Here is a 23,419-nt window from a genome sequence, read left to right as displayed (position 1 = left end):
AGTGCTGTAGACCATCCGTGTCACTGGCATCGGCCGGGCCGCGCGTCTCCACGACGACCGGCCCGACCACCATTATGGGAGGGCCCACCGACATGACAGCCGTACCCCTGCTCGCCTCGGCCCCCCAGGCCGTGAACGTCCTCGACGCGGGCTCACTGCTGTCCGCTTTCGGCGCCCTGGGTGTCGCCGTGGTGCTCTTCGCCGAGACCGGCCTGCTCGTGGGCTTTCTCCTGCCGGGCGACTCCCTGCTGTTCACCGCGGGACTGCTCAGTGTGCCCGGCGGCAACGGGCCCGTCTCGCTGTCGCTCCCCCAGGTCCTGGTCTGCTCGGTGGCCGGGGCCCTGATCGGCGCCCAGGTGGGGTACTGGATCGGCCGCCGCGGCGGCCGGGCCCTGCTGGCCCGCAGCAAGTCCCGCAAACTGCACGAGGGGGCGGCCCGCGCCGAGGAGCTCCTCGCCAAGTACGGGCACGCGAAGGCGATCGTCCTGGCGCGCTTCGTGCCGATCGTGCGTACGGTACTGAACCCGCTCGCGGGCGCCCTCGGCGTACCGGCCCGCGTCTTCGCCCTGTGGCAGGTCGTGGGGGGACTCGTGTGGACGTGCGCGCTGGTGCTCGGCGGTTACGCGCTCGGCTCGTCCGTGCCGAACGTCGACCGCTATCTGCTGCCGCTCGTCGCCCTGGTCGTGGCGGTGTCCCTCACGCCGGTCGCCCTGGAGGTGCTGCGCGCCCGTCGTGCGCGTGCGGCCACCGAGGAGAGCCGCTGATGCACATCGACCGGCGCCCGCCGCGCGAGCACGCCGCCCGTGCGCGCGGTGGGCGCGGCGGTGGCGATCGGCGCGGCCCGCGGTGACCGGCGCATCCGGCGCGGCGGGAGGTGACCGTTCGACGACGGCGTTCCGGCGCACCTGCGCGGCCGGCGCGGTGCTTCTCGTACTGTTCGCCGCGCTCACGGTGGCCGTAGCCGTCCGGCACGGCGCCCCGCTCCCGGGCGATCCGGCCCTGCACCGGTGGCCGCTCCACCACCGTCCGCCGGTCGCGGTGGCCACCGCGCGCGCCGTCACGGCGACCGGCAGCGGGGTGGTGCCCTACGCCCTGGCCGTGGTCGCCGGCCTGATCGCGGGCCGCGACGGCACCGGGCGCCGGTACGCGGTGGCCGGGGCGCTCGCGGTGCTCGTCCTCGGCCAGCTGGTGCGGTTCGGCTTGATGCTGGCGGTCGCCCGGCCCCGCCCGGCCGCGTACGACTGGGCCACCACGGCGTCCGGGTTCTCCTTCCCCTCCGGGCACACCACCACGAGCGCCCTCACCGCGGGCCTGCTCGCCTGGGCGGTGCTGACCCGCTGTTCCCTCTCGGCCGCCCGCCCCGCCATCGCCGTGCTCTGCCTCTGGGCGGTGGCCGTCGGGCTCTCCCGGGTCTACCTCGGGGTGCACTGGGCGAGCGACGTGCTGGGCGGCTGGCTCTTCGCCTCGCTCTGGCTCGCTCTGGCGGCCCTCGCCACGGCGCCCCGCGGGCGCTTCGCGCTCCGGCGTACGGCCGGCCACGTCCGCGCACCCCTGGAGGCGCGCCCGCCGAGCGGCCCGAAGGGGCCTTGAAGCCCCAACAGAGCCTGTACGCGCGTGGGTTGGTCCCGCCGGGCCCGGTTCAGCAGGCGGCCATGCAGTCTCCGCAGTAGCGGTCGGCGTCGGTGAGCTCCGGCCGGGCCGGCGTCGCCGCCTTCTCCCGCTCCAGGCTGCGCCCGCAGAGGGTCCTGGGGTCGTCGTCGCTCATGACGTGCCACAGGAGTGCGTCGCAGTCGTGCGCGCCTATCCCGTCGAGAACCGCTTCCGCTCGCAGTTCGTGCATGGTGTGCTCCCTCCGCCCCGGGCTGCGCCGGGGCCGCTCTCCGCTCCGGGTCCGGGCCGCCGGTGCGCGCGGCGATGCCGCCCGGCCGGGACCCGCTTCCGTCCTTCGAGCGAACCCCGGGCATGGCCCGTCCGCCTCTCGGCGCAGTCGCGAGCACACCGCGGAACGCGGCAGGTTTCCCCCGACCGCGTACATCGCCGCAGGGTGCGCCGGTCGGGTCGCGTCCGGGCAAAGAGGAGGGGCCGACACCCGATCGAGTGATCCATGGCGGAGCGGCCCGCCGACCTGGAACTCCCGCCGCCGCCTTGAGACACGCCCGTCTCAGGCCGCCTTGAAGTACGCGTTCCAGCCGCCCGGTGGCGCCTGCCCCACTTCCAGGGCGCGGAGCCGGTCGAGCACCTTCGGGTCCTGCTCGTCGAGCCAGTCCACGAACTGGCGGAACGACACCAGCCGTACGTCCGGCCTGCCGGCCATCGCCTTCAGCGCCTCCTCGACGGCGTCCATGTAGATGCCGCCGTTCCACTCCTCGAAGTGGTTGCCGATGTACAAGGGCGCGCGGTTGGTCTCGTACGCACGCTTGAAGCCCGCCAGGTACGCCTGGGTGGCCTGCGCGCGCCAGCCCGGGTAGTTGGCCGGCGGCGCCTTGGTCGAGTTCTTCGACTGGTTGGCGAGGATGTTGTAGTCCATCGACAGGACCTCGAAGGAGTGCCCGGGGAAGGGGATGCCCTGGAGGGGCAGGTCCCAGATGCCGTGGCGCTTCTCCGGCCACTTCTGACGGCCGCCGGGCGATGAGGCGTCGTAGCGCCAGCCCCGGTCCTGGGCGGCGGGCAGCAGGTTGTCCTGGCCGAGCAGACACGGCGTACGGCCGCCGACGAGTTCCCTGTGGTAGTCGAACGGTAGCGGGTCCTCCTCGCCCCAGCCCGTGTTGGTGCGCCATTCGGTGACGAAGGAGACGGCCTGGTCGATCTCGCTGTTCCACTGGGCGGGCGTCCAGTTGGCGACCGATCCCGAGCCGCCGCAGAAGTGGCCGTTGAAGTGGGTGCCGATCTCGTGGCCGTCCAGCCAGGCCTGCCGGGTGTACTTCAGCGTCTCCTTGACGTGCGCGTCGCTGAGGTAGCCGATGTCGGAGGCGCCGGTGGGGTTGTTCGGCGGGCGGTAGAGGCCCCGCTTGGACTCGGGGAGCAGATAGAGGCCGGAGAGGAAGAACGTCATGCCGGCGCCGTGGTCCCTCGCCAGGTCGAGGAAGCGCGGGAAGAGTCCGTTGCCGACCTCGCCCGCGCCGTCCCAGGAGAAGATCACGAACTGCGGCGGGGTCTCGCCGGGTTCGAGCCGGACGGGCCTGCCGGGCTGGTTGGGCTGACGGCCGGTGTCCGCCGTCGAACCGTCACCGATGAGCTTGGGCTGCGTCTTCGCCTTGCCCGGACCCTGCCCGAGCCCCGGCCGGCCCGCCTGGGCGCCTCCGTCTCCCGAGGAACCGCACCCGGCGAGCCCCACCGCGGCGACCGCCCCAAGTCCCGCGCCCAGCAATCCCCTTCGACTGATGTCTGGCATGCCTGCTCCCGTCACCGATCCCACGGACCCCAGATGTGTAGACCAAAGCCGGGCTAATTAACCCGATTTCCACCTAATGTGAGCCGCTCGCCCTGCCATGTGAGCCTCATGGCCGACCCCCGCGCCCGAGCCCGCACCACCCCTCCCGGGGGCGGGCAAAGCGGAGTTAAAGCGTTGACCATGACCGGCCCATCGGCCTGCCACCCCAACTCGCGCCGGACGCGCCGCCCTTCCTCCTTTTAGAGTCACCTTGACTATAAATAGAGGACGCCCTATCGTCATGGTGACGAAAAGAGAGGGGTTCCCCATGGCCGACATCTCACGGCGCTTCGGCTGGCGCCATCTGCGTTCCGCGCCCACCTCGCACATCCGGCACCACAGGAACGGGCGCCCCGCCCACGACGGCACCGGACTGAGCTTCTGGTTCCGGCCGCTGAGCGCCGCGCTCTCCGAAGTACCGGTCAACGACCGGGAACTGGCCATGGCCTTCCACGCCCGCACCGCCGACTTCCAGGACGTCACCGTGCAGGCGACCGTGACCTACCGGATCAGCGAGCCGGGCACCGCCGCCGACCGCCTCGACTTCTCGATCGACCCGGACACCGGGGTCTGGCGGGGCGATCCGCTGGAGCAGCTGTCGACGCTGCTGACCGAGACGGCGCAGCAGCACGCCCTCGATGTACTGGCGCGCACCGACCTCTCGGCGGCGCTCGCCGACGGTGTCGCGGCCGTGCGCGAGCGGATCGCGGCCGGGCTCGCGGCCGAGCCCCGGCTGCCCGCGACCGGCATCGAGGTCGTGGCGGCGCGGGTCGTGGCGATCCGCCCCGAGCCCGAGGTCGAGCGCGCGCTGCGCACTCCGGCGCGCGAGCGGATCCAGCAGGAGGCCGACCGCGCGACCTACGAACGGCGGGCGGTGGCGGTCGAGCGGGAGCGGACCATCGCCGAGAACGAACTCGCGAGCCGCATCGAACTCGCCCGCCGCGAGGAGGAGTTGGTGGAACAGCGCGGCACCAACACCCGGCGCGAGGCCGAGGAGGCAGCGGCGGCCGACGCGGTACGCACCGGTGCGGAGGCCGACCGCACGGTGCGCCTTGCCCAGGCCGAGGCGGAGGCGGCCCGGGTGTCGGGCGAGGCCCGCGCCGGGGCACAGGGTGCCTGGCTGCGGGTGCACGGCGAGGCGGACACCGCCACGCTGCACGCCCTGGCCGCGACCCGGCTGGCCGAGAACCTGCCCCGGATCGAGAGCCTCACCCTCTCCCCCGACCTGCTCACCGACGTACTGGCCCGGCTCGGCCGGGGCGGCCCGGCATGAGCCTGGCCCCCCGCGCGGTGCTCGTCCACCGCGCGTCGGAGTACGAGGAGTTGCTGACCCGGCACGGCACCCACGGCCAGGCCGACTTCTTCCTCTCCTCCCGCGGCCGGTCCGTCCGGGAGGTGGCCGACCGCCACCACCGGGCGGCGCGCGCCCTCGCGGACGTGGCCGCCGCCGTTCCCCCGACATGGCGTCAGGCCCGGGTCGAGCGCGGTGACCTCGACCGATTCCTGTTCGCCCCGGAGGACGTGGTCGTGGTGGTGGGCCAGGACGGTCTGGTCGCCAACGCCGCGAAGTACCTGTCGGGACAGCCGGTCATCGGCATCGATCCGGAGCCCGGACGCAACCCCGGTGTCCTGGTGCGGCACCGCCCCTCGTCGGCGGCGGCGCTCCTGTCCGCGGCGCGCGCACCCGGGTGCGCGGTCGAGGAACTCACCATGGTGGAGGCGCTCACCGACGACCGGGAACGTCTGCTCGCGCTCAACGAGATCTACCTCGGCGCCCCCGGCCATCAGACCGCTCGCTACCGCATCGGCCCCGACGACCCGGCCGGCACCCCGGAGGCGCAGGCCTCCTCCGGGGTCCTCGTCGGCACGGGCACGGGCGCCACCGGCTGGCTGGGCTCGCTGGGCCGGCTGCGCGCGGACGCGCCGGTGCTGCCGGGCCGCACCGATCGGCGTCTCGTGTGGTTCGTGCGCGAGGCGTGGTCCTCGCCCGTGACCGGCACCTCGCTCGTCGAGGGGGACCTGTCCCGGTCCCAACGGCTGCGGCTCACCGTCGAGTCGGACCGTCTGGTCGCGTTCGGGGACGGCATGGAGAGCGACGCGCTGGACCTGACGTGGGGTCAGTCGGTGAGCGTGGGCATCGCGGAGGCGGCGCTGCGGCTGGTGGACTGAGCGGCCGGGCGCAGGTGGTGCCCGGCCGGTCCGGTGGGCCGGACGCCGCGCGTCAGCGGGCCGTGCCCGGCGATTGTCAGTGGCGTACGGCATCGTGAACAGCGAGCCCGTACTGCCGAGGGAAGGCCGCCGATGACCGCCACCGTTGTGATGACGTCCCATGAACGCTCCGCCGCCCAGGCCTATCTGCGCCTGCTGAGCACCGTCCGCGCGGCTCTCGACTCGCCCGCGGACCGCCCCTTGGCCCCGCTCGCCCTCGAAGGGGTCATCGCCGAGGCGGACGAGGCGCTCGCGCGGGCCGGGCTCGCGGGCAACGAGGCCGCGTTGTTCACGCTCGTGGGCAGCCTCCACACCGGCGGGGCGCCCGGACCGGGGCGGGCCGGGCCGTGAGCGCCCCGGTGCGGGGTGGCGAGGTCAGCGCTTGTGGCCGACACCGCCGTACATCGCCACCTCGTCGGGGAGCGTGCCGGCCTCCTCGGGGCGCCAGCGCGAGCACGACACCACGCCGGGTTCCAGCACGTCGAGCCCCTCGAAGAACCGGGCCACCTGCTCCGGGGTGCGCTGGGTCAGCTTCGGCGTGCCGTGCTGGTTCCAGAACGCCACGGCGTCGTCGACGTCGGGCATCGCCGGGCTGGTGATGGTGTGCGACAGCACGAGGTAGCTGCCCGGGGCGAGTTCCTTCATCAGGTTGTCCACGAGGGCGCGCGCCTCGGCCTCGTCCGGGATGAAGATGACGACACCGAGCAGCATGAGCGCGACCGGTTGGCTCAGGTCGAGGGTCTTCGCCGCGTGCTCCAGGATGGTCGCGCTGTCCCGCAGATCGGCGTCGAGGTAGTCCGTGCGCCCCTCAGGGGTGCTGGTGAGCAGGGCGCGGGCGTGGGCGAGGACCAGCGGGTCGTTGTCCACGTAGACGATGCGGGACTCGGGCGCCAGCCGCTGCGCCACCTCGTGGGTGTTGTCGGCGGTGGGAAGCCCGGTGCCGACGTCGAGGAACTGGCGTACGCCCCGGTCGGCCACGAGGTGGCGCACGGCCCGCCCGAGGAAGAGCCGGTCGGCCTGGGCGTAGTCGCCGATGCCGGGGTGCAGCGCCCGGATCTGGTCACCGGTCTCCCGGTCGACGGGGTAGTTGTCCTTGCCGCCCAGCCAGTAGTTCCAGATCCGCGCGGTGTGCGGCTGCGCGGTGTTGATGCGGTCGCGCACATGGTCGGGCGTCGAGGAGGGTGCGGGGTTCTCGGTCACGGGTGTGTCTCCTGGAGATGCGTCGCTGCGTCAACGGCCAATCTAGATACTCCCGTTGCGAACTGTCACAGGGAACGTGCCGTATACCGGAGGTGTCTCCGAGCCCGCCGGCCCTCCCCCGTCGCGTCACGCGCCCCGGGCCGCCGTCCCGTGCTCCTCGATCGCGCCCGCGACCTGGGCGAAGAAGGCGGCGTGGGCGGCGGCGCCGCAGGGTGCCTCGGGGTTCCACGCCACGATGCGGGCCCTGCTCTCCAGGGCGCGCCAGTCGGCGTCGGACCGCAGGGTCTCGATGGGCGCGGCATTGCACCGGATGTCCACGAGGACGATGTCGGGGCGCAGTTCGGCCGCCGTGGCCCACCCGGTGGTGAGCCAGCTCGCCCCGGGCCCGGCTCCCGGTTCGGCCATGTCCACGCCGTGTCCCGTGAGCTCCCGCAGCTCGGGCCAGGCCTGCGGGCGGGCCAGGTGGACCTGGTCCGGGCCGGCCGGCGACAGCGCGAGGACGCTCGGCCGCGGTGTCCGTCCGGCCGCGCCGCGCAGGCGCTCCTCGGCGGCGGACAGTGCGGTGGCGTCCTGGTCGGCCGCGCCCAACGTCCGCGCCAGCTCGGCGAACCGGCCCCTTATTCGCGCCAGGGAGTGCGCCTGTCCCACCTCGATGACCACCACCGCGACCCGCTCCTCCAGATGTTTGGCGGTCTCCGGGTCGAGCCCGTACACCTGGCCGCCGCCGTAGCTGACGGCGACGACGAGGTCGGGTGCGACGGCGAGCAGCGCCGCCACGTCCAGGTCGCCGCCGGCTCCCAGGTAGCCGACCTCGTCCGGGTCAAGCGCGCCGCGCTTGGCCGGGTCGGGGCGCGGCCCGTCGTGGAAGGAGCCGAACACCGCCACCGGGTGGACACCCAGCTCCTCCAGGGTGGCTCCGGCCTGGATGTAGGCCACCACGCGGGACGGCGGGGCCGCCGCCGTCGACACCTGTCCACGGTCGTCCGAGAATCGCCAGGCCGTCTGCTCCATGACGTCATCCGCCCCCAATGCGGTCGAGTCGCCGGCCCCGGACGGGCCGGCCCTCCGCTTGCCTGCCCAACACCGGGGACCGTCAAGCAAGTTGCGCGGGCGCCGGTCTCTGCGGCGGTCACGCCCCCGGTGTCCGGGCCCTCCGCGGACACCGGCGGTTTCGAGCCGTAGGGCGGCGATGGGGGCGACGCAGCGGCGTCGGGCTTCTAGTCTGCGAAGCCATGAAGACGACACGCCTCGCGGGTCTCGGTCTCGCCGCTGTCCTTTCATGCGCCGGCGCCCTGCTGTTCGGTGTGGGCACCCCCGCCAGCGCGGACACGGCCGATCTGACGTTCAGCACGGACACGACGGAGGTCACCCCCGGCTCCACCGTCGACCTGACGGTGACGCTCACCAACAGCCAGGCGACCGAGGTCCGGTTCGTCTACCAGTCGATCCGGCCCACCTGGGAGACCAGCCGGCAGCCGGCCCTCACGTACACACAGGTGTCCTGCCGTTCGGAGGGCGACCCCTGCAAGGACGACGGCTCCGGCAGGGCCGACGGCTCCGGCAACCTGGGCCTCAGTTACGCGCTGCCGCTGGCACCCGGCGAGAGCCGTTCGGTGACCCTGACCTACCGCATCGCCCCGGACTCGGCGTGCGGCCGGGAGCTGGGCTTCTCCTCGTACCTGTACTACGAGTACGGCGGCGGCCTGTTCTCCGCGAGCGACACGTACTGGAGCCCGGTGTTCCGGGTCGTCTGCCCCGCCGCCCGCTCCTGAGGCGCGCCGCCGGGACAGCACAAGGGTCCGGCCCGGGTGATGCCACCGGGGCCGGACCGTCGCGGGCAGCTCGGGTGCGCTAGCGCGTGGCGCTCCGGAACCTGCGGTAGAGGACGCCGCCGCCCAGGAGCAGCGCCGCCGAGGCCGGGATCGCGAGGCCGAGGCCGTCGGACCCGGTGTGGGCGAGCGTGGCCGCCTGCGGCAGCTCCTGCGGCTCGGGGGTCGCGGGAGTGGCGGGCGGCGCCGGGACCGGCTTGGGCGGTGCGGGAGCCGGCGGCGGCGCGGGGAGGTGCCGTACCGGCGGCGTGGAGTGGTTCACCGAGGTGTTGCCGACGGACGGGTTGCCCACGCCGACGACGCTCACCGAGTTGCCGGTGATGTTGACCGGGAGGTCGATCGGCAGCTGAAGACCGTTGCCGGAGAGGACCCCGGGGGAACCCTTCTCCCCTCCGGACGCGGAGGCGCCCCCGCCGTTGCCCGAGTGCGTCGCACCGCCCCTGCCCGGGTGCGCGGCACCCGGCCGACCGGCGTCGCGGTGGCCGCCGCCCGAGGCGTTGGCGCATGTGTTGCCCGCGGCCGGGTTGAGCAGCCCGAGGACGTCGACGGTGTTTCCGCACGCGTTGACCGGGAGGTGCACCGGCAGCTGGACCGTGTTGCCTGCCAGCACCCCCGGCGATGAGATGGCGCTCCCGTCGGCGCTGGAGTCCGCATAGGCGTAGCCGGTCGCTGCCAGCACACCGCCCGTGGCCACCGCCGTGACCAGGCCCTTCATGGCGACCCGTCTCATTGGTTTCCTGCCTTCCGGAGTTGGTCGCGGACCGCTCGCCCGCACCGCCCTCAACGTGAACAGGGCCAGATGGGTTATGGCTAATACGCCTTTCACCCCATCGAGTGGCCTGATTTTCGATTTACTCCAGACGGGCGCGATTCATGGATGTTTGTCCGCCTATGTCGAGCGCGCTGCGCGGTGCTGCCTCTGGGGCCCAAGGGGGTCGGGGGGCGGCCCCGGCCCTGCGTGCCTGCCGTGACAGGATCGTCCGGAGGCCGGCGGGGAGTCCCTGGCCGGGGCGGGTCTTGGGGGTTGATGGTGCGCGGGGAGACGGAGACCCGGGCGCGGGCGGTCGGGCCGGAGCCGGCTCCCACGCCGGACGTGCGCCGGCCCGCCGCACCCGTGGCCGCGACGCACGGTGGGGCCGAACGCCGCGTCGAACGGTTCGCACGCCTTCTCGGCCGGAGCGTCGGGCGCGGCCTGCGCCGCGAGTTCCGCTCCATCGTCCTGGAGCCGGTCCGCGAGCTCGTACGGCGCGGCCTGTCCGGGGTGCTCCTGGCGGTCCTCGTGTCGGCGGCCGTACTGCTGCTGCACGCGGTGGACCAGACCCGCACCGGCGCCACCCTGGTGCGGCTCACCTCGCACGTCCGCGGCGACATCCCGCTCCCGCTCGTCCTGCTCCGTACGCCCCTCTCCCTGTTCGTGCCGGCCCGCGACCTGCCGGCGCTTCCCGGCATCCCCGTCCTGTTCACCTGCTTCGCGCTGGCGCAGCTGGTGCTCGGGCGGACCCGGACGCTGGTGGTGGCGTACGCCGCCTCGTTCGCGGGGACGATCGGCGCGCGGGTGATGCTCGCGGCGGGTCCCCGGTGGTGGGGGCTGCCGGCGGAGGCGGCCCATGTCATCGACACCGGGGCGTCGGCCGCGGTGGTCGGCCTCTTCGCTCACATCGCCGCGCTGAAGCGGGCTCCGGTGCTGTTCGTGTGCGCCGTCATGCCGACGGTGCTCCGGTCCTTCGAGAAGCCCAATCTGGCGGGCCGCGAGCACATCGTCGCCATCACCTTCGCCGTGGCGCTCGGCCTGTTCGCCGGCCGCGAGCGCGACGGGACCACGGGGCGCCGCGAGGCGCTCGCTGCCTGAGGGCGGGTCACTCGTCCTCGTCGCCGTCGCGGCTGCAGGCCACCACGCCCGCCACATCCGCGAACCGGACGGTCAGCGCGCTCGGATCGCCGCGGCCGACCGCCGAGATCAGCACTTCCGCCGCGCCACCGGGGCCGCCCGCCCTCACCACCTGGAACCCCTCGACGGTGAACCCGCCGCGCTCGCACTGCTTCATGAGCTCCTGCGGGAGCCCGGGGCGCTCCTCGTACGCGATCCGGAAGGTCGACGCCACCGAGCGCATCGCGGGCAGCCGGTGGACCAGGGGGCGTACCGCGTAGGCGGCGACGAAGTACGCGGCGGCGGCCAGGACCGACAGCAGGGGCAGCCCCGCGGCGGCCGCCGCGCCGATGGCGGCCGTCAGCCAGATCGTCGCCGCGGTGGTGAGGCCCTGGACCGAGCCCCGGTGCACGAAGATGACGCCGGCACCGATGAAGCCCACCCCGGACACGATCTGCGCCGCCACACGGGACGGATCGAGCTCGATGGTCCCGGTGTGCAGGACGTCGCCGAACCCGTACTTGCTGACGAGGGTGAACAGGGCCGCGCCGACGCCGACCGTGGTGTAGGTGCGCAGGCCCGCCGCCTTCTGGCGGATCTCCCGCTCCAGGCCAATGGCCGCGGACAGCAGGAACGCCAGGCCGAACTCGCCGGCCTGCAGCCAGCCCTGCCCCGTCGGTTCCGCCACCGCCGCCATCACCATTCCGTACACCCCTTCCCCTTCCCCTTCTGCCCTGCCGCCCGCGTGGACCGCGCGGCCAGGCTCTCCCTACCCATGGAGCCACATTCCATGGCGTCCCGCCCGCACGAACGGGCCGGTCAGGGCGTCAACGGCAGTGCAGGGCGGCGTACAGGTCCAGCTTGTGCTCCAGGAGCGAGAGGTCGCGCCCGGTCAGCACCTCGATGCGCTGGACGCGGTAGTGGACCGTGTTGACGTGCAGATGCAGGGCCTCGGCGGTGCGCGCCCAGGAGCCGTTGTGCGCGAGGAAGGTCTCCAGGGTCTCCCGGAGCATCTGTGCGGAGGAGTGCGAGTCGTCGGCGAGGGGCCCCAGGACGTGGGTGTGGTAGGCGGCGCGCACGTCGGCGGGTATCCCCGCGAGCAGCCCCTCCAGGGTGGTGAGGTCGTTCATGGCGGTCACCCGCGCCCCGCCGGGCTCCTGCGCGTGGGAGGTGGAGCGGGCGTAACGGGCCCCGGACAGGGCGGCGTGCAGCTGGGCCGGGCCGGCCGCGGGGCCGATGCCGCCGTGGAGCGGGACCAGGGGCGCGCAGGCGTGCACCTCGGGCCACAACGCGCGCAGTGCGCGCGCCACTTCGGGCCCGCCCTCGACCACGGCCACCGCCTCGCCGTGCGGGAGCCGGTCGAGCGCGAAGGGCCGGCCGGGCGGGTGGCGCAGGGCCTCGGCGAGGGCGTCGGCCGCCGAGCCCTGGTCACCGTCCTCCGGCGTGGCCGCGCTGACCACAAGGAACGGCCCGTCGGTGGAGAGGCCGCAGGCGGTCAGGGCGCCGGTGAGCGCCGCGGGATCGGCGGACCGCGTCTCGATGGTCCGGATCAGCTCACCGGCCCGCTTCCTGCTCTCGTTCCTGAGCCGGTCCCGGTCGTAGCGGTGATCGGCGAGGACCTCCGCGGTTTCGTGCAGGAGCCGGGGCGGGGCGGCGGCCGCGTCGATGAGGTACAGGTGCCAGCTGTCGTACGCGGAACTGTCGGTGCCGACCCGCAGCGTGATGCCGTCGGGTGCGCGGCGCAGCAGTTCCCTGGCGCGTTGCGGGGGCAGCGCCGGCGCCTTGGGGGTGCGCGCCACGGTGCGGCCGGTGGGTGTCAGGACGTAGCAGGCGGGCGCGCCGAGGTGGCCGAGCGCGCGGTCGAGCAGGACATCGGGGGCGACGCCCGCGCGGACGAGTTCGCTGAGTTCGGTGCGGACGTTCTCGGGCAGCGCGTGGCGGTGCGAGGTGGGCCGCCTGCTGAGGTCGCCCCACTGGCGCAGGTACACGGCCTCGGTGATGGCGCGGAAGTTGGTGCGCGACGGTACGGCGATGAGGGCGATGCCGCTCTCCTTGCACGAGCGGGCCAGCTCCTTGGGTACGGAGCCGTGCGTCTCCTCCCCGGCCAGCAGCGCCGCCGCGCCCGCGCCGGCGAGCGCGGAGACGAAGCGGCTGACCTTCTCGGTGCCGTTGGCGTGGCTCCACCACACGAGCCCGCTGAGCACGACCTCGCCCGGCCGCACGAAGCGGGTCGGGTCCTCCAGGTCGGTGGCGGTCACCCCGGTGATCTCCCGGTCGAGCTGCTGCTGCTCGCCCCAGAGCAGTTCCAGGTCGAGCGATTCGAGACGCAGGAGGTCTTCGACGTGCATGAGTGGCTCCTTGGTGCGGGCCGGGCCGATGGCACCGGGTCTCGCATTCACCAGGTGAATATGAGTTCATGCATCGTAGATGCAAGGCGAGACGGCGGAAACTCCTCTTGGTTGATCCTCCAGACTCCCCGCTCCGCTCTGGTGGTTTTCCGTGTGGCGCACCAGTCGAGCCGCGCAGCCTGCGGGTGCTTGGATCGTGGTCGGGCGGACGGCCCGGCCGAGCCGTCGCCGCCCGGCGGGCATGCCGGCGAGCCCGGCCCCGCACCCACTCGAATGGGTACGGATCCGGGCTCGCGGGGGTGCCCTCACGGGGCGGGAGCGCTGCTCTCCGGGGGCGGGGCGGCCTCGGCGCCGCCCGGGGTCACAGCCCGCCGTGCACGCGGTCGGGCGTGAGCGGGAGTTCCCGGCAGCGGACCCCGGTGGCGTGGTGGACGGCGTTGCCGATGGCGGCGGCGGTGCCGACGATGCCGATCTCGCCGATCCCCTTGCTGCCCATCGGGTTGAGGTGCTCGTCCCGCTCGTCGATCCAGTGCGCCTCGACGGCGGGCACGTCCGCGTGCGCGGGCACGTGGTAGCCCGCGAGGTCGCTGCCGATGAAGGCACCGGACGCGGCGTCCACGCTGCCGCGCTCGGTTAGGGCCATGCCGAGCCCCATGACCATGCCGCCGATGAACTGGGACCGGGCGGTCCGCTCGTTGAGGATGCGCCCGGCGGCGTACACGCCGAGCAGCCGGCGCACCCGTACCTCACCGGTGTCGGCGTCGACCGCCACCTCCGCGAAGTGGGCGCCGAAGGCGTGCCGGGCGTACGGGGACTCCTCGTCCGCCGAGCCCTTGGTGTCGGCGGACGCGGTGAGGCCTTCGGGGGGCAACGGGCCGGTGCGCTCCTGGAGTTGACGGGAGAGCGAGCGGCACGCCTCGTGCACGGCCCAGCCCCACGACGCGGTGCCGGACGAGCCGCCGGCGAGCGGCGCCCTGGGCAGGCCCGTGGTGCCGATCTCGGTACGGACCTCCTCCACACCGACGCCGAGCGCCTCGGCGGCGACCTGCGCCAGCACGGTGCGGGCCCCGGTGCCGATGTCGGTGGCGTTGATCCGCACCACGTACAGGCCGTCGGGGTGGACGGTGACCGTGGCGCGGCTGGGCGAGACGAGCACCGGGTAGGTGGCGGCGGCCACTCCGGTGCCCGAGAGCCAGGGCCCCGAACGCCGGGTTCCCGGCCGGGGGTCCCGGTCGGACCAGCCGAACCGCCGCGCTCCCTCGCGCAGGCACTCGACGAGGTGGCGGCTGCTGAACGGCCGCCCGCTGTCCGGCTCTTCCCGGGGTTCGTTGCGCACCCTGAACTCGATGGGGTCCATCCCGAGCGCGTGGGCGAGTTCGTCGACGGCCGATTCGAGGGCGTACATGCCGGGCGCCTCCCCCGGTGCGCGCATCCAGGACGGCGTGGGCACGTCGAGGGCGGCCACCTGGTGGGTGGTGAGCAGGTTCTCCGCGGCGTACATGACGCGGGCGGGGACCGCGGCCTGCTCGACGAACTCCTTGATGCGCGAGGTGTGCGTGGTGACCTCGTGCATCACCGAGACGAGGGTGCCGTCCGGTTCGGCGCCAAGCCGCAACCGGTGGCGGGTCGGCGCTCGGTGGCCCACCAGCTCAGCCAACCGCCCCCTGGGCAGGGTGAGTTTGACGGGGCGCCCGGTGTGCAGCGATGCCATCGCCGCGAGGACGACATGGGGCCGGGGCGTGCCCTTGGAGCCGAACCCGCCGCCCACGTGCTCGGAGACCACCGTGACGCGGTCCTCGGGGAGCGCGAACAGCTCGGCGAGGGCGGCGCGCACCGCGTCGGCGCCCTGACTGGTGTCGTACGCCGTCAGGCGCCCCTCGTGCCAGAGCGCGGTCGCCCCGTGCGGCTCCATCGGGTGGTTGAAGAGCGGCGGCAGCCGGTAGCGCACGTCGACCGTCACCGGCGCCCCGGCGAAGGCGCCCTCGGGGTCGCCCTGGCGTCGTTCCGCGGGGTGGCCGCCGTTGGCCTCGTCGGGTTGGTAGGCGTCGGCCAGGTTCTCGTCGAGGAGCGCGGCGTGCGGCTCGGTCTCGTACACGACGCGCACGGCCTCGGCCGCGGCGCGCGCCGCCTCCAGGGTCTCGGCGACCGCGAGGGCGACCGGCCAGCCGTGGTGCGGGACCCGGGCGTCCTGGAGGAGCGCGAGGGTGGGGTCGTCCGTCCCGGCGAGCCGGGGCGCCGAATCGGGGGTGATGACGGCGAGGACCCCGGGCAGGCCGAGCGCGCTACCGGTGTCGACGGAGGTCACCCGGCCGCGCGCCACGGTGGCCGTGACCGGCCAGGCGTACGCACACCCCGGCGGCGTGTACTCGGTGGCGTACAGGGCTTCGCCCGTCACCTTCGCGCGGCCCTCACGGCGTTCGATGGGTGCGCCGAGCGCGTTCGCTTGCGTGGCCATGGCGGATCTCCTCCCGGGGCGGGTCAGGGGCGGCGGGCCTCGTCGGAGGCGGTGGGGCAGCGGGGGCCGACGGGTCGGCCCGGGTCGTCCGGGCGGGTCGGCTCCGGTCGTCGGGCGGGCTGGGACTCGGGAAGCGGGCCGCTCCCCGACCCGGGCGGCGGCGGGTCAGTGCGAGCTGGTCAGGGAGCCCAGCACCTGGGTGGCCAGGTCCTGGGCGATCGCCACCTTGTAGGCGTTGTCCCGCAGCGGTACGGCTTCGTCGAGTTCGGCCCGTACCGCCTGCGCGAGGACGTCGGGGCTCGGCCGTGCGCCGAGCAGGGCGGCCTCCGTCCGGCGGGCGCGCCAGGGCCGGTGGGCCAGGCCGCCGAAGGCGACGGCGGCGTGCCGGATCTCGCCGTCCGCCATCTGGACCACCGCGGCCACCGAGGCGAGCGCGAAGGCGTACGACGCGCGTTCGCGCACCTTGCGGTAACGGCAGACCGCCCCTTGGGGCAGGGGCGGCAGCACGACGCCGGTGATGAGTTCGCCGGGCCGGATCTCGGTGTCCAGGTCGGGCCGGTCGCCGGGCAGGCGGTGGAACTCCGTCACCGGCACGCTGCGTCCGCCGCCGGGGCCGGCCAGTTCCACGACGGCGTCGAGCGCCGAGAGCGCCACGGACAGGTCGGAGGGGTTGGTCGCCACGCAGTGCGGCGAGTGGCCGAGCACCGCGTGGTCGTGGTTGACACCCTCGATCGCCGCGCAGCCACTGCCGGGGACCCGCTTGTTGCACGGCTTCGACAGGTCCTGGAAGTAGGCGCAGCGGGTGCGCTGGAGGAGGTTCCCGCCGGTGGTGGCGGCGTTGCGCAGCTGGCCCGAAGCGCCGCTCAGGACGGCCTGCGAGAGCAGGGGGTGCCGCTCGCGGATCACGGGGTGCGCGGCGAGGTCGCTGTTGCGTACGGTCGCTCCGGCCCACACCGATCCGTCGGGGCGCTCCTCGATCCGGTCGAGGGGCAGACGGGTGATGTCGACGAGGACCTCCGGGCGCTCCACGCCGAGCTTCATGAGGTCGACCAGGTTGGTGCCACCGCCCAGGTAGCGGGCCTCGGGACGGCCCCCGTGCGCGGCGGCTGCCTCTTCCACGCTGTGGGCGCGCAGGTACGACACGGGTTTCACGCGATCACGTCCCGTACCGCGTCCAGGATGTGCGGATAGGCCCCGCACCGGCACAGGTTGCCGCTGAGCCGTTCGCGGATCTCCTCGTCGGTCAGCGGCACCGGTCCGCCGTGGGGCGCGCCCGGGGCGGTGGCCAGGGAGGGCTCGCCGGAGGCGGCTTCGGACAGCATGCCGACCGCCGAGCACAGCTGGCCCGGGGTGCAGTAGCCGCACTGGAAGGCGTCGCGTTCCAGGAAGGCGCGCTGGAGCGGGTGGAGGTCGCCGTCCGCGCCGTCCACATCCGCGAGGCCCTCCACGGTCACGATGTCGCAGCCGTCCATCGCGATCGCCAGGAGCAGACAGCTGTTGCTGCGGCGGCCGTCGACGAGCACCGTGCAGGCCCCGCACTGGCCGTGGTCGCAGCCCTTCTTGGAGCCCGTCAGGGCGAGCCGTTCGCGCAACAGGTCGAGCAGGGTGGTGCGGTGGTCGACCTCGACCGCGTGGGCGGCTCCGTTGACGCGGAGGGTGACCCGCGACGTGGTGGGGCCGGGGGGAAGGTCCTTGGGGCGGGGCCAGGGCGCGTAGCGCTCCACCGTCCCGGGGCCGCTGTGCGGCCCCTCGCTGCGTTCCATCGTTCCTCTGTCTCTCGATCCGGGCGGCCCGCGCCGCCCGCATCACCAGCCTCGTACAGCTCACCCCCTCCGGCATCCCGGCGACGGCCGACGGGCGGGGTGGCAGCCCCGCCCGTCGGCTCCTCATGCGGCTCGGCCCGGTGTCACGGCTCGCGTCGTGGCCCGGCCGAGCCGGTCGTTCCCGGTTCAGCTGTTCCGGTCGGCCGGCCCGGCCCGGACCGTCCGGTCAGCTGTTCTCGGCCCGGAACATCCAGGCGTGCTTCTCCAGCTCGGCGGTGAGGGCGATCAGAAGGTCCTGGCTGACCGGGTCCGGCTCGTCGGTCGCCGCGATGCGCTCGCGCATCCGCTCCACCACCCTGCCGAGCGCCACGACCAGGATCTCCACCGCCTCGGAGTCCTTGATCCAGCCCTCCGGCACCGTCCCCAGCGCACTGTCGCCCGCGACCGTGGCCGCACGCCCGTCCGGGTTGACGCCCAGCGCGGCGGCGCGCTCCGCGACCGTGTCCGAATACTGCCGCGCCGTGGCCACCACGTCGTCGAGCTGAAGGTGCACCGAACGGAACCGCGGACCGACCACGTTCCAGTGCACCTGCTTGGCCGCGAGCGACAGATCCACCAGATCGACCAGCGCACCCTGCAGGGCCGAACCGACGACCTTCAGCTGCGCATCGGACAGCGAACTCTTCACGACAGTCACCGTTTTCACTCCATTTCGCATCACCGCTGTCCGCTCCCGCGATGCTTGCCGTTGCGCGGCCGATTACGGGGCGGACCGTTTACGGGGCCGTTGGCGGGCCCGATATGTCGCGTTCCTCGAAAAGCAGGGCCCAAACGGGGGGTACGGACAAAAAAGAAGGCGGCCCGCCGGATCTCCGGCGGGCCGCCGACCGGGCGACGGTACGGATGAATTCAGAGGAGCGGCGCTCCGTAGTACTGGCCGACCAGGTCGCGGTAGGCGGGGTCGTCGAGGTGGGTGGCCGGTTCGAACTCCGGCGAGTCCTTGACCTGGTCCCGGGTGAGGGCGACATGGATCCTCTTGTCGTCCGGATCGAGACGGGTCACGGTGCCCGCGGGCAGCAGCACCCGCTTGCCGAAGATCCACGGCCCGGTGTCCACCACGAGGTGCGCCGAGCCCACCTCGTCGGAGTGGCTGTCCACCTTCCCGATCGACCCGTCGGCCGCCTCTACCTTCCAGCCGCGCAGATCCACCCCGGCGAGATGGCCACTGGTGTCCTTGAAACCCCACAGGTTCTCGTTCATCGGGACGGTGTCCCCTTTCCGTTTCGCTTTCGCGGTGCGTATCTCGCGCTCCGACCCATTCCGGGCGGGCCGGCGCCGAGTCAATTGCTCGTACGGTGCGTTCAGCGTGACGTCTGGCCGGGCCGGAGGAATTCAAACGGGACGAACGCCCTTTCCTTCGGGGCGGGTCCGGTCGGGCTGCGCGGGTCGGGGCGGCGTGGGGGCCGTCAACCCCCGTAGGCGCGTGTTGACTTCCACGTCTAGTGCAGATTCACTAGAGCGACCCTGATGCCAGCGCACTAGGAGCCGGTGGTGCGACGGTGGCAGCAGGCGGCCCGTCCGCAGGGCGGGTCCGCGAATCCACGCGGCGTAGGTCCGCACCGCATGGGAGCACCGGAAGGTGGGAGACGCCGTGGCCGTCTGCCCGTTCACGTCGCATGCCGTTGTCCATGCGGGCGTCGCGCGAGTGACACTCGCGGGCGAACTCGACCTCGACACCGCGCCGCTGGTCCGCGCCGCCGTCGTGACCTGCCTGGCGGAGCACCCCACGAGCCTCTGCCTGGATCTGACCGGAGTCTCCTTCTGCGACTGCGCCGGCCTCGGCGTCCTGCTGAGGGCCCGGGTGTCCGCCCTGCGGGCGGGCGTACCCCTCGTGGTGGAAGGTATGGGGACACAGCCGGCGCGGCTGCTCGCGCTGATCGGAGGCGAGGGCATCTTCACGCAGCGCACCTCGGGCACCGGCGCCGAGACGAGTCGGGCCACGGAAACGGCGCCGGCGGACGCGCTGTCGACCGAGGACGCCGAGCGCCTCGACGCCGAGGCGGAAGCCACCTTGTGGCCGCCGGTCCGGGACCTTCTGGCATGATCGTGCGGGCCGCCACCAGCAAGGATGCGCCGATGTCTTCACCTCTCCCACACGGTCGACCGGTCAGGATCCTTCTCGTCGAGGACCACGACATGGTGGCCGAGGCGATATGCCTCGCCCTTGAGCGCTCGCCCGATCTGCAGGTCGTGGGGCGCGCGGCCTCCGTGGCATCCGCCCTGGCCGACGCGCGTGCGTGCGAGCCCGACGTCGTCCTGATGGACCGGCGCCTGCCGGACGGCGACGGGGTCGCCGCCATCACCGACCTCCTGGCCCTAGTGCCGGAAGCGCGCGTCCTGGTCCTGGCGGGTGAGGGCAGCGGATCGGTGGCCGCGCGCGTCGCCCAGACGGGTGGCGCCGGTCTGATCCTCAAGGAGCGCGGCCTGAGCGAACTGGAGGACGCGGTCCGCCGGGTGGCGGCCGGCGAGGCGGTCTTCAGCCAGGAACTCCTCGGCGACGTGCTGGGCCGTCTGACCGGCCGGGTGCCGGGGCTCGGCGCGAACCTGACCCCGAGGGAGCGCCAGGCCCTCCACCTCCTCGGCGAGGGCCGCACCACCGCGGAGATCAGCGACCAGCTCGGCGTCGCCGTCAACACGGGCCGCAATCACGTCCAGCGGGTGCTCGAAAAGCTGGGGGCCCGCTCCCAGCTGGAAGCCGTGGCGATCGCACGACGCGAAGGACTCCTCAAGTGAACGAGCCCATGCGGCGAACGGGCTCCTGACGTGGACGGGCTCTGCCGCAATGGACGGGCTGCTGACATGGACGGGCCGCGAGTGAAAGGGCCGTTCAAGTGACGCGGGAGCAGCGGGAGCCGCGGCAGAAGTGGACGCGCAAGCCCGCCGCTCCGCTGTCGGAGACGGCCTTCACGCTGCTGGTGCAGGGGGTGCTCGACTACGGCATCTTCATGCTCGACCCGCACGGCTACATCATCAGCTGGAACGCCGGGGCGGAGCGGATCAAGGGCTACCGGGCCTCCGACATCCTCGGACAGCACTTCTCGGTCTTCTACCCGCCCGAGGACCAGGCCTCGGGCAAGCCGCAGTGGGAGCTGGAGACCGCCGTGAAGGACGGCCGCCTCGAGGACGAGGGCTGGCGCGTCCGCAAGGACGGCTCCCGGTTCTGGGCCAACGTGGTCATCACCGCCCTGTGGGACGACAAGGGCGTCCTGCAGGGGTTCGGCAAGGTGACCCGGGACATGTCGGAGCGCCGGGCCGCGCAGCACGCCCTCAGTGAGCGGCGGCGCCTCTTCGACCACCTGGTCCAGGCGCAGGAGACGGAGCGGCGCCGCATCGCGTGGGACGTCCACGACGACTCGATCCAGGCCATGGTCGCCGTCGGGATGCGCCTCGAACTCCTCGCCGACCAGATGCCGCAGACCCACGCCACCGAACTGCGGCGCCTCGACGCGTCGGTGCGCGAGGCCATCACGCGGCTGCGCAGTCTGACGTTCCGGCTGCACCCGCCGGGGCTCGACCGGCACGGCCTGGTCGAGGGAGTCTCCAGCCACCTGGAGGACGTGGTGGGCGACGCCTGGGGCATGCCCTACTCCTTCGAGCACCAGCTGGACCGGGACCCCACCCCCGAGACGGCCATCACCATTTTCCGCATCGTCCAGGAGGCGCTCCTGAACGTGCACAAGCACGCACGGGCAACGCGGGTCGACGTGCACGTCCGCTCCGGCGACGGCGGCATCACGACGCGAGTCGTGGACGACGGAACGGGCGCCCCGATGGGGCAGGACGGCTCCCGCGACCATTTCGGCGTCATCGAGATGCGGGAGCGGGCCGAGACGGCGGGAGGGTGGTGGTCCATGCACTCGCGCCCGGGAACCGGCACGACGGTCGAGTTCTGGGTGCCGAACCCGCTTCCGGTCCCGGACCCGGTCCCCGACCCGGCGGAGGAGGCCCCGTGACCGCCGCGCCGCCGCCCACCGCTGCGGACGCACCGTTCAGCGTGCTCCTGTGCGACGACAACACGCTGCTCCTGGAGACCCTGACCGAGGTCGTGCGGGCCCAGCCCGATCTCGAGGTCGTGGGCACCGCACGCGACGACGCGCAGGCGCTGCTCCTGGCGCGCCGCCTCCAACCGGACCTCGTGGTCCTCGACGTCCGCTTCCCGGGCGGCGGCCACCGCGTCGCCACGAGCATCGCGGCCTGCTCGCCGGGCAGCCGCATCGTGGCCTTCTCCGCGTACGACGACAAGGCGTCCGTCGAACAGATGCGGAGCGCCGGCGTCCACGCATACGTCCTCAAGGGCACGAGCAACCGCGACCTCCTCGACGCCCTGCGCCAGGCGGCCGGGCCCCGCTGAAACCCCCGGCCAGGTGTCACCGGCCGGGACTCTGCATGCCAGTGCCATCGGCCCCCTCTTCACCCGGAGGGGGCCGACAACTCCCATCTAGCGCAAGTGAGTTGACGGGGCGCTTACTGCCCGGAGCGTGAGGGTCTGCTCCGTTGCCGTGCGGGCGGCGCCGACCGAATTGCCCGTCGTGTCGGTCCAGGCGCGGGCCGGAGTCGTCTCCGCGAGGCGGTTCGTGGTGGAGGAGAGGCCGAGCACCAGTCCGCTGTACCGGTTGACCAGGCGGAACGTGCCCGTCGGCGCACCGGAGGAGGTGGTGTTCGCGAGGACGAACCACTGCTGGCCCGCCGTCGGTCCGGAGGCGGGCGCCGCCGTCACGCTCGGCCTGGCCGCCCAGGCGCGCCCCGCCGTCGAGGACGAGTCGACGCCGAGGAGCCGCCCGGTGGAGGCGTTCGCGATCCGGTACGAGCCGTCACCGTTGGCGCTGAACACCCACGTGGCCAGGGCCGAACCGCCCGTCGAGGACCGCGAGGTGGTCGCGGAGCCGCCCGCCACCTGGGCCAGGTAGCGTCCGCTCCCGCTGCCGATGGTGTACGCCTTGCGCGGGTCGACCGGAGCCGGGGCGGTGGCGGTGCTGGTCACGGTGGTGTCGTAGTACTCGCCGTCGGAGCCGTTGGAGCAGAAGAACGAGCAGTACGAGCGGAACGTGCGGCCCACGATCGTGTTGGTGGTGCGGCTCACCGGATCGAGCAGCCAGCGGTACCAGGAGCCGGAGCGGTACTCCCCGGAGTCGCCGATCAGCCGCCACTTCTGGGTGGCGAGGTTGTCCGTGACGTAGAAGCGCTGCTTCTCCGTGCCGTCCTGCTTGATCGTCTCGGGCTCGCCGATGTAGAGGCCGAGGTGGGCGTCGTAGGCGATGTTCATGGTGAGCAGGTCGGACTTGGCGGGCAGGGTTCCGGCCGCCTGCTGCTGCGCGACGGTGCCCGCGTGGGCGGGGTGACCGGCTCCATATTGCTCTCCAGGCCGCCGATGCCGGGCTGGGACCAGGAGCCGTCGTACCACTTCCGCCAGGAGCCGGGCGCCATCTTGCCGGACATCGGGGCGCGGGCCACGTGCGCCCGGCTGCCGTCCGTCCAGCCGCCGGACACACCGCCCTTGGGGATGATCCGCGAGTTGTAGTAGACGTAGAAGTACCCCGACGCGGTGTCGACGTACAGGCGGGGGTCGCCGTTGCCGTAGTCGTACGTCTCGTGCGGGAACGCCGCCGTGTCGCCGCGCTCGGTGCTGTACGGCGAGGTCAGCACGTGGCTCTGGATGCTCCAGGTGCGGCCCTGGTTCTTGGAGAGCGCGTAGTCGATGGCGTCGTAGTGCAGACCGTCGCCGAACGGGGTCGGGGTGAACTCGTTGTGCACCAGGCCGTACCAGTCGCCGGTGTCCGGGTCGACCCACACGCCCAGCAGGTCGCAGTAGTTGGGCTGTGCGTAGCTGGAGCCGGCGGGCGCCCTGGTGGCCTCGCGGCCGGTCGGGCTGTTGTTGCAGCGCCACGTGGTGTCGTTGTTGCGGTCCTGGGAGTTGGCGGGGTTCACGGCGTCGCTCAGCGCGCTCGACCGGGTCGCGGAGTCGAAGTCCCTGCCGGTGTAGAACGTCCAGGCGCGGTCGTCGTCGGCGGCGTAGAGGGAGTGCGCCGACTGGTAGTAGAACGTGCCGTCCTTGTCGATGTAGGGCGCGGCCGGGGTGTCGTCCGGGTTGCCCCACGGGCCCTTGGCGCCGATGGCGACGGTGTACGCGGGATCCTTGGCCTGTGCTGCGGGGGCGGCCAGCAGGGTGCCGGACAGCACGGCGGCCATCGCGACGAGCACGCCGGTGATCTTCGTCCTGGTGCGGGCGGGCACGAGTACTCCTCTCGGAGCGGGCCAGCCG

General features: G+C 73.2%; 25 protein-coding genes. 11 read left to right on the top strand and 14 right to left on the bottom strand.

What is annotated here, in order from left to right; all coding sequences use genetic code 11:
• Nucleotides 1-92: 92 nt before the first annotated feature.
• Nucleotides 93-764 (top strand): DedA family protein, encoded by a 672-nt coding sequence (locus OOJ98_RS26600; RefSeq protein WP_267057559.1) that lies wholly within the window; start codon nucleotides 93-95, stop codon nucleotides 762-764.
• Between the two features lie 82 nt (nucleotides 765-846).
• A complete protein-coding gene (locus OOJ98_RS26595) occupies nucleotides 847-1,590 on the top strand; it encodes a phosphatase PAP2 family protein (RefSeq protein ID WP_267057558.1) in 744 nt (247 codons plus the stop codon).
• 49 nt (nucleotides 1,591-1,639) lie between these two features.
• On the opposite strand, the gene OOJ98_RS26590 is transcribed toward OOJ98_RS26595, so the two are convergent.
• Complete coding sequence (locus OOJ98_RS26590; protein WP_267057557.1) at nucleotides 1,640-1,840, bottom strand: hypothetical protein; 201 nt, start codon at nucleotides 1,838-1,840, stop codon at nucleotides 1,640-1,642.
• A 321-nt stretch (nucleotides 1,841-2,161) separates the two neighbouring features.
• A complete protein-coding gene (locus OOJ98_RS26585) occupies nucleotides 2,162-3,391 on the bottom strand; it encodes a hypothetical protein (protein WP_267057556.1) in 1,230 nt (409 codons plus the stop codon).
• 307 nt (nucleotides 3,392-3,698) lie between these two features.
• Between OOJ98_RS26585 and OOJ98_RS26580 the strand changes: the two genes are divergently transcribed.
• From OOJ98_RS26580 to OOJ98_RS26570, 3 genes are all read left to right on the top strand, one after another.
• Nucleotides 3,699-4,703, top strand: a complete 1,005-nt coding sequence (locus OOJ98_RS26580) for an SPFH domain-containing protein (protein WP_267057555.1) — start codon at nucleotides 3,699-3,701, stop codon at nucleotides 4,701-4,703.
• On the top strand, nucleotides 4,700-5,599 hold the full coding sequence (locus OOJ98_RS26575) for a hypothetical protein (RefSeq protein WP_267057554.1): 900 nt from the start codon (nucleotides 4,700-4,702) through the stop codon (nucleotides 5,597-5,599). Before OOJ98_RS26580 ends, OOJ98_RS26575 begins: the two co-directional genes overlap by 4 nt.
• Before the next feature lie 132 nt (nucleotides 5,600-5,731).
• Nucleotides 5,732-5,989: a hypothetical protein gene (locus OOJ98_RS26570; RefSeq protein ID WP_267057553.1), complete on the top strand. Its 258-nt coding sequence runs from the start codon at nucleotides 5,732-5,734 to the stop codon at nucleotides 5,987-5,989.
• Between the two features lie 24 nt (nucleotides 5,990-6,013).
• On the opposite strand, the gene OOJ98_RS26565 is transcribed toward OOJ98_RS26570, so the two are convergent.
• Both OOJ98_RS26565 and OOJ98_RS26560 read right to left on the bottom strand, forming a co-directional pair.
• On the bottom strand, nucleotides 6,014-6,838 hold the full coding sequence (locus OOJ98_RS26565; protein ID WP_267057552.1) for an SAM-dependent methyltransferase: 825 nt from the start codon (nucleotides 6,836-6,838) through the stop codon (nucleotides 6,014-6,016).
• Nucleotides 6,839-6,964: 126 nt separating this feature from the next.
• Nucleotides 6,965-7,849: an ABC transporter substrate-binding protein gene (locus tag OOJ98_RS26560; protein ID WP_267057551.1), complete on the bottom strand. Its 885-nt coding sequence runs from the start codon at nucleotides 7,847-7,849 to the stop codon at nucleotides 6,965-6,967.
• 221 nt (nucleotides 7,850-8,070) lie between these two features.
• On the opposite strand from OOJ98_RS26560, the gene OOJ98_RS26555 reads away from it, so the two are divergent.
• The gene (locus OOJ98_RS26555) at nucleotides 8,071-8,610 is read left to right on the top strand and encodes a hypothetical protein (RefSeq protein WP_267057550.1); all 540 of its coding nucleotides are present in this window, start codon (nucleotides 8,071-8,073) and stop codon (nucleotides 8,608-8,610) included.
• A 79-nt stretch (nucleotides 8,611-8,689) separates the two neighbouring features.
• Here the strand turns inward: OOJ98_RS26555 and OOJ98_RS34860 are convergent, their stop codons facing one another.
• Complete coding sequence (locus OOJ98_RS34860) at nucleotides 8,690-9,397, bottom strand: chaplin (protein WP_323177939.1); 708 nt, start codon at nucleotides 9,395-9,397, stop codon at nucleotides 8,690-8,692.
• 300 nt (nucleotides 9,398-9,697) lie between these two features.
• Between OOJ98_RS34860 and OOJ98_RS26540 the strand changes: the two genes are divergently transcribed.
• The gene (locus OOJ98_RS26540) at nucleotides 9,698-10,516 is read left to right on the top strand and encodes a hypothetical protein (RefSeq protein WP_267057549.1); all 819 of its coding nucleotides are present in this window, start codon (nucleotides 9,698-9,700) and stop codon (nucleotides 10,514-10,516) included.
• Nucleotides 10,517-10,523: 7 nt separating this feature from the next.
• On the opposite strand, the gene OOJ98_RS26535 is transcribed toward OOJ98_RS26540, so the two are convergent.
• From OOJ98_RS26535 to OOJ98_RS26505, 7 genes are all read right to left on the bottom strand, one after another.
• Nucleotides 10,524-11,237, bottom strand: a complete 714-nt coding sequence (locus OOJ98_RS26535; protein WP_267058254.1) for an MgtC/SapB family protein — start codon at nucleotides 11,235-11,237, stop codon at nucleotides 10,524-10,526.
• Between the two features lie 124 nt (nucleotides 11,238-11,361).
• Nucleotides 11,362-12,882: a PucR family transcriptional regulator ligand-binding domain-containing protein gene (locus OOJ98_RS26530; protein ID WP_267057548.1), complete on the bottom strand. Its 1,521-nt coding sequence runs from the start codon at nucleotides 12,880-12,882 to the stop codon at nucleotides 11,362-11,364.
• A 361-nt stretch (nucleotides 12,883-13,243) separates the two neighbouring features.
• Nucleotides 13,244-15,337: a xanthine dehydrogenase family protein molybdopterin-binding subunit gene (locus tag OOJ98_RS26525; RefSeq protein ID WP_267057547.1), complete on the bottom strand. Its 2,094-nt coding sequence runs from the start codon at nucleotides 15,335-15,337 to the stop codon at nucleotides 13,244-13,246.
• A gap of 165 nt (nucleotides 15,338-15,502) precedes the next feature.
• Nucleotides 15,503-16,489 (bottom strand): xanthine dehydrogenase family protein subunit M, encoded by a 987-nt coding sequence (locus OOJ98_RS26520; RefSeq protein WP_267057546.1) that lies wholly within the window; start codon nucleotides 16,487-16,489, stop codon nucleotides 15,503-15,505.
• Entirely contained in the window at nucleotides 16,486-17,100 is a 615-nt protein-coding gene (locus OOJ98_RS26515; protein ID WP_267057545.1) for a (2Fe-2S)-binding protein, read from the bottom strand. The genes OOJ98_RS26520 and OOJ98_RS26515 overlap by 4 nt, the downstream gene beginning before the upstream one ends.
• Before the next feature lie 226 nt (nucleotides 17,101-17,326).
• Nucleotides 17,327-17,797 (bottom strand): Dps family protein, encoded by a 471-nt coding sequence (locus OOJ98_RS26510; RefSeq protein WP_267057544.1) that lies wholly within the window; start codon nucleotides 17,795-17,797, stop codon nucleotides 17,327-17,329.
• Between the two features lie 212 nt (nucleotides 17,798-18,009).
• Nucleotides 18,010-18,360 (bottom strand): PRC-barrel domain containing protein, encoded by a 351-nt coding sequence (locus OOJ98_RS26505; protein WP_267057543.1) that lies wholly within the window; start codon nucleotides 18,358-18,360, stop codon nucleotides 18,010-18,012.
• A gap of 379 nt (nucleotides 18,361-18,739) precedes the next feature.
• Between OOJ98_RS26505 and OOJ98_RS26500 the strand changes: the two genes are divergently transcribed.
• The 4 genes from OOJ98_RS26500 (at nucleotide 18,740) to OOJ98_RS26485 (ending at nucleotide 21,511) form a co-directional block, all read left to right on the top strand.
• Nucleotides 18,740-19,204: an STAS domain-containing protein gene (locus OOJ98_RS26500; protein ID WP_323177938.1), complete on the top strand. Its 465-nt coding sequence runs from the start codon at nucleotides 18,740-18,742 to the stop codon at nucleotides 19,202-19,204.
• Between the two features lie 32 nt (nucleotides 19,205-19,236).
• Nucleotides 19,237-19,893: a response regulator transcription factor gene (locus tag OOJ98_RS26495; protein ID WP_267057542.1), complete on the top strand. Its 657-nt coding sequence runs from the start codon at nucleotides 19,237-19,239 to the stop codon at nucleotides 19,891-19,893.
• A 98-nt stretch (nucleotides 19,894-19,991) separates the two neighbouring features.
• Complete coding sequence (locus tag OOJ98_RS26490) at nucleotides 19,992-21,113, top strand: PAS domain S-box protein (protein ID WP_267057541.1); 1,122 nt, start codon at nucleotides 19,992-19,994, stop codon at nucleotides 21,111-21,113.
• On the top strand, nucleotides 21,110-21,511 hold the full coding sequence (locus tag OOJ98_RS26485) for a response regulator transcription factor (protein ID WP_267057540.1): 402 nt from the start codon (nucleotides 21,110-21,112) through the stop codon (nucleotides 21,509-21,511). Before OOJ98_RS26490 ends, OOJ98_RS26485 begins: the two co-directional genes overlap by 4 nt.
• Before the next feature lie 87 nt (nucleotides 21,512-21,598).
• Here the strand turns inward: OOJ98_RS26485 and OOJ98_RS26480 are convergent, their stop codons facing one another.
• Nucleotides 21,599-22,423 carry an RICIN domain-containing protein gene (locus OOJ98_RS26480; protein ID WP_267057539.1) on the bottom strand — a complete coding sequence of 275 codons (825 nt, stop codon included), beginning with the start codon at nucleotides 22,421-22,423 and terminating at the stop codon, nucleotides 21,599-21,601.
• A complete protein-coding gene (locus OOJ98_RS26475) occupies nucleotides 22,420-23,391 on the bottom strand; it encodes a hypothetical protein (RefSeq protein ID WP_267057538.1) in 972 nt (323 codons plus the stop codon). The genes OOJ98_RS26480 and OOJ98_RS26475 overlap by 4 nt, the downstream gene beginning before the upstream one ends.
• Nucleotides 23,392-23,419 lie beyond the last annotated feature (28 nt).

Source organism: Streptomyces sp. NBC_00083, assembly GCF_026343295.1.
GTDB lineage: Bacteria > Actinomycetota > Actinomycetes > Streptomycetales > Streptomycetaceae > Streptomyces.
Note: the sequence above shows the minus strand (reverse complement) of the source record. Positions and strands in the feature narration are given on the sequence as shown.

Coding starts and splice junctions, on each gene's coding strand:
- OOJ98_RS26600 (WP_267057559.1), top strand. CDS start 93: ATGACAGCCGTACCCCTGCTCGCCTCGGCCCCCCAGGCCGTGAACGTC.
- OOJ98_RS26590 (WP_267057557.1), bottom strand. CDS start 1,840: ATGCACGAACTGCGAGCGGAAGCGGTTCTCGACGGGATAGGCGCGCAC.
- OOJ98_RS26585 (WP_267057556.1), bottom strand. CDS start 3,391: ATGCCAGACATCAGTCGAAGGGGATTGCTGGGCGCGGGACTTGGGGCG.
- OOJ98_RS26580 (WP_267057555.1), top strand. CDS start 3,699: ATGGCCGACATCTCACGGCGCTTCGGCTGGCGCCATCTGCGTTCCGCG.
- OOJ98_RS26575 (WP_267057554.1), top strand. CDS start 4,700: ATGAGCCTGGCCCCCCGCGCGGTGCTCGTCCACCGCGCGTCGGAGTAC.
- OOJ98_RS26570 (WP_267057553.1), top strand. CDS start 5,732: ATGACCGCCACCGTTGTGATGACGTCCCATGAACGCTCCGCCGCCCAG.
- OOJ98_RS26560 (WP_267057551.1), bottom strand. CDS start 7,849: ATGGAGCAGACGGCCTGGCGATTCTCGGACGACCGTGGACAGGTGTCG.
- OOJ98_RS26555 (WP_267057550.1), top strand. CDS start 8,071: ATGAAGACGACACGCCTCGCGGGTCTCGGTCTCGCCGCTGTCCTTTCA.
- OOJ98_RS34860 (WP_323177939.1), bottom strand. CDS start 9,397: ATGAGACGGGTCGCCATGAAGGGCCTGGTCACGGCGGTGGCCACGGGC.
- OOJ98_RS26535 (WP_267058254.1), bottom strand. CDS start 11,237: ATGGTGATGGCGGCGGTGGCGGAACCGACGGGGCAGGGCTGGCTGCAG.
- OOJ98_RS26530 (WP_267057548.1), bottom strand. CDS start 12,882: ATGCACGTCGAAGACCTCCTGCGTCTCGAATCGCTCGACCTGGAACTG.
- OOJ98_RS26525 (WP_267057547.1), bottom strand. CDS start 15,337: ATGGCCACGCAAGCGAACGCGCTCGGCGCACCCATCGAACGCCGTGAG.
- OOJ98_RS26515 (WP_267057545.1), bottom strand. CDS start 17,100: ATGGAACGCAGCGAGGGGCCGCACAGCGGCCCCGGGACGGTGGAGCGC.
- OOJ98_RS26505 (WP_267057543.1), bottom strand. CDS start 18,360: ATGAACGAGAACCTGTGGGGTTTCAAGGACACCAGTGGCCATCTCGCC.
- OOJ98_RS26495 (WP_267057542.1), top strand. CDS start 19,237: ATGTCTTCACCTCTCCCACACGGTCGACCGGTCAGGATCCTTCTCGTC.
- OOJ98_RS26480 (WP_267057539.1), bottom strand. CDS start 22,423: ATGAACATCGCCTACGACGCCCACCTCGGCCTCTACATCGGCGAGCCC.